Origin of the sequence: Bowdeniella nasicola (assembly GCF_001907295.1) — a bacterium.
GTDB lineage: Bacteria > Actinomycetota > Actinomycetes > Actinomycetales > Actinomycetaceae > Bowdeniella > Bowdeniella nasicola.
The window spans coordinates 1-3068 of record NZ_MQVR01000130.1 but is presented as its reverse complement, the minus strand read 5'-3'; the positions used below and the strand labels follow the sequence as shown (position 1 = coordinate 3068).

The 3068-nt window shown below is 65.8% G+C and carries 3 protein-coding genes and 1 pseudogene; 3 read left to right on the top strand and 1 reads right to left on the bottom strand.

What is annotated here, in order from left to right; translation table 11 throughout:
* Positions 1-117: 117 nt before the first annotated feature.
* A pseudogene (locus BSZ39_RS15170) lies at positions 118-309 on the top strand (AAA family ATPase); the annotation flags it as partial.
* A 21-nt stretch (positions 310-330) separates the two neighbouring features.
* Positions 331-1698 carry a hypothetical protein gene (locus BSZ39_RS12465; protein ID WP_245792521.1) on the top strand — a complete coding sequence of 456 codons (1368 nt, stop codon included), beginning with the start codon at positions 331-333 and terminating at the stop codon, positions 1696-1698.
* Here the strand turns inward: BSZ39_RS12465 and BSZ39_RS12460 are convergent.
* Positions 1695-2132 (bottom strand): hypothetical protein, encoded by a 438-nt coding sequence (locus BSZ39_RS12460; RefSeq protein ID WP_073717629.1) that lies wholly within the window; start codon positions 2130-2132, stop codon positions 1695-1697. The genes BSZ39_RS12465 and BSZ39_RS12460 overlap by 4 nt on opposite strands.
* Positions 2133-2171: 39 nt before the next feature.
* Here BSZ39_RS12460 and BSZ39_RS12455 point away from each other — a divergent pair, with 39 nt between their 5' ends.
* The gene (locus BSZ39_RS12455; RefSeq protein ID WP_073717628.1) at positions 2172-2726 is read left to right on the top strand and encodes a TetR/AcrR family transcriptional regulator; all 555 of its coding nucleotides are present in this window, start codon (positions 2172-2174) and stop codon (positions 2724-2726) included.
* Positions 2727-3068: the final 342 nt, after the last annotated feature.

Below are 3068 nucleotides of genomic sequence, written 5' to 3'. Positions count from 1 at the left end.
GAGTGAGTTGTGGAAGATGAACTCGAGGATCACGCGGTGACCGCCCTGCTGTCCAGCACGACCACCCCGCTACACCACTATGAGGGACTCAACTGAAGGCCTACCCGGCAAAGATTTATCGAACATAGTCATGATAATCACCGTTCCTTCCGACACGGCTTACACAAACTATTTGACACCCCCCGTGACGATGCTCCCGAACTGGTCGATGTCCACCGCTTCACCCACGTCTGGGAGAAGACCGCATCCCTGGAGCTGCGGCACGGCCGCGCCCCGGTCATCGACACCTACCTGGCACACGACCGTATCCATGACGGTGACACCGAGGCCATGGCCGATGCCGCCTACACCGCCTGGCGACACGACCGCCAGGCGGGATTGGCGTCGGTGCTGATCGCCGAAACCCGCGAGAACGTCACCGCCCTCAACGTCCGCGCCCGCGCCGACCTCATCCTCGACGGCACGCTGAAGCCCGGCCCTGAAATCACCCTGTCCGACCGATCGGCAGCGGGCGTGGGTGACACGATCATCACCCGCCGCAACGACCGGCGGCTGCGGAACCGGCACGGCTGGGTCCGCAACGGCCAAACCTGGACCATCACCGCCGTTCGCAGCGATGGGTCGGTCACGATCCGCCCACCCGGGACCCGGTTCGGCAACAGCATCGTCCTGCCCGCAGACTACGTGGCCGAGCACGTCGACCTCGGCTACGCTGTCACCGCCCACCGCGCCCAAGGCATCACCACCGACACCGCCCACGTCCTCGTCGAACCCACCACCACGCGCGAGAACCTGTATGTGGCAATGACGCGCGGACGGGAATCGAACCGGGCCTACGTCATCCTCGACCGTCCCGACGATCACGCCACGGCGCATCCGGGCGACAATCCCGACGCCACCGCCCGCACGGTCCTCTACGGCGTGCTCCAACACAGCGGTGCTGAGCTGTCGGCGCACGAGACCATCACCGCCGAGCAGGAGCAGTGGGGCTCGATCGCCCAGCTCGCCGCCGAATACGAGACCATCGCCGCCGCAGCCCAACACGACCGCTGGACCACCTTGGTCCGCGGCTCCGGGCTCACCGACGAGCAAGCCCAAGCCGTCATCGACTCCGACGCCTTCGGCGCCCTGACCGCGGAACTGCGCCGGGCCGAAGCCAACCACCACAACGTCGACACCCTCCTGCCACGCCTCATCGCAGCGCGCGGGTTCGCCGACGCCGACGACATCGCCTCCGTCATCCACCACCGCCTCGCCCACGCCACCGCGCGCCCGGCCGGCTCCGGCCGCACACGACGGGCACCGCGTCTCATCGCCGGGCTGATACCCGAAGCCACCGGCCCCATGACCCCCGACATGCAGCAAGCCCTGACCGAGCGCCGCCACCTCATCGAAACCCGAGCAGAAGCAGTCTTGGACACCGCCCTCCACACCCACGAGCCATGGGTTACAGCACTCGGTCCACTCCCAGCCGGAGAGCGGGAGCGGCAGCAGTGGCGACGCCGCGCTGTGGTTGTGGCCGCCTACCGAGACCGCTACCAGATCACCGACACGGCACCCCTCGGGACACCACCAGAAAACACCGCACAGAAGATCGACCGCGCCCGAGCCGAAACAGCACTACGAACGCTGACCCGCCCGACCATCCACGACGAGCGCCGGCGCCCCGCACCGCAGGCGTCTCGCCAATTGGTCTAGCGGGCGTCTGGGGCACGTTGCGGGCAGAGGTGGGGTGCGATCAGGAGGAGTCCGTAGGCGAGGACGAGGAAAAACGCGACCGGGCCTTGTTGGTTCCCTGAAAGCGTCGGGTACTGACCGGCGGCGGCTCCGTACACGATGGCATCCAGTAGGAGCCCGGTTGCTGAGATCGTGGTACCGAACAGCAGCCGGAGCATCAACGAATCATCGCGGCGCTTACGGAACAACAGGTAGCCGACCATGGCGACGCCGAGAGCGAGCAGACTGAACACGATGATCACCGGTACGCCACTCCAGGCCCCGGCGTCAGGGACGAGGGCTGTACCTGCCGTGACAAGCAGCCCGGTGGCGATCATCCAGATCACGCCGCCATACCCAACGGCAACGAGCACGTCGCGTCGGCTGGGCAGCGGGGGAGGAGCGGTGAGGAGCATGCGACCATATTACTGAAACGACTGTGGTAAGAATAGGGTGTGGCCCGCCCAAAGAACCCTCAGCGCACCAGTGACCTGCTTGACGCCGCAGCTCAGGTGCTGCAGGCGCGCGGTATCGCCGGTGTCACCCTGCGGCCACTCGCTGCGGAGTTGGGAGTCTCGCCGCGAACGCTGCTGTATCACTTCGGCAGCAAGGAAAAGCTGATCACCCAGGCCATCCGGCACCTCCGCCACCAGCAACCCACACTCGCGAAGGCACTTGCTCCAGACCAGCAGCCCAGCACGGGTGCGGTGGCCCTTGGCGAGGTGGTCAGGAGCATGTGGGAGGAGCAGAAGCAGGAGCAAGCGCGGCCCTTCCTCGCGCTGTACTTCGAACTCGCCGCCCTAGCTATCCGCGACCCCGACACGTACGGGACCATGCTCCACGAACTCGACCACGAGTGGACCGACGCGATCACCAGTCATCTACAGACTCGCGGCTTTGATGCGCACGAGGCTGCTTCGCGGCTGAAGATGCTGATGATCCGGTACCGCGGGGCACTGCACTACGGGCTCGTGACAGGAGACTGGGATGCCGCTGACGCGGCGATATAAGCTGCCGTCAGCACCGCTGACGTGTGAACGCCCAAGAAATTCTTCCCGCAGCTGTAGCCGTGGCGCGGGCCCGCGGAGGGGGCTTGTTGATGGCCCTCATGTTCTCGGGGGTTCGAGGCCGGGGCGCCTGGTCGATGTCGCTACGCGTCGGCACTACATCGAGCGGCCGGGCGACTCGGATACCGGTGCGTTGCGCCGTTGGAAATCGGCAGACAGTTCCGCCCGTTCCTGGAGATGCTGAGGCGGAAGGGCCTGTCAAGTTTTTTGTGTAAGTTGATTGGTTACAAGTAGGGGTTGATACGGTCTGGGTAGGCGGCTGCGAGTTGGGCGAGTGCTTGTTTC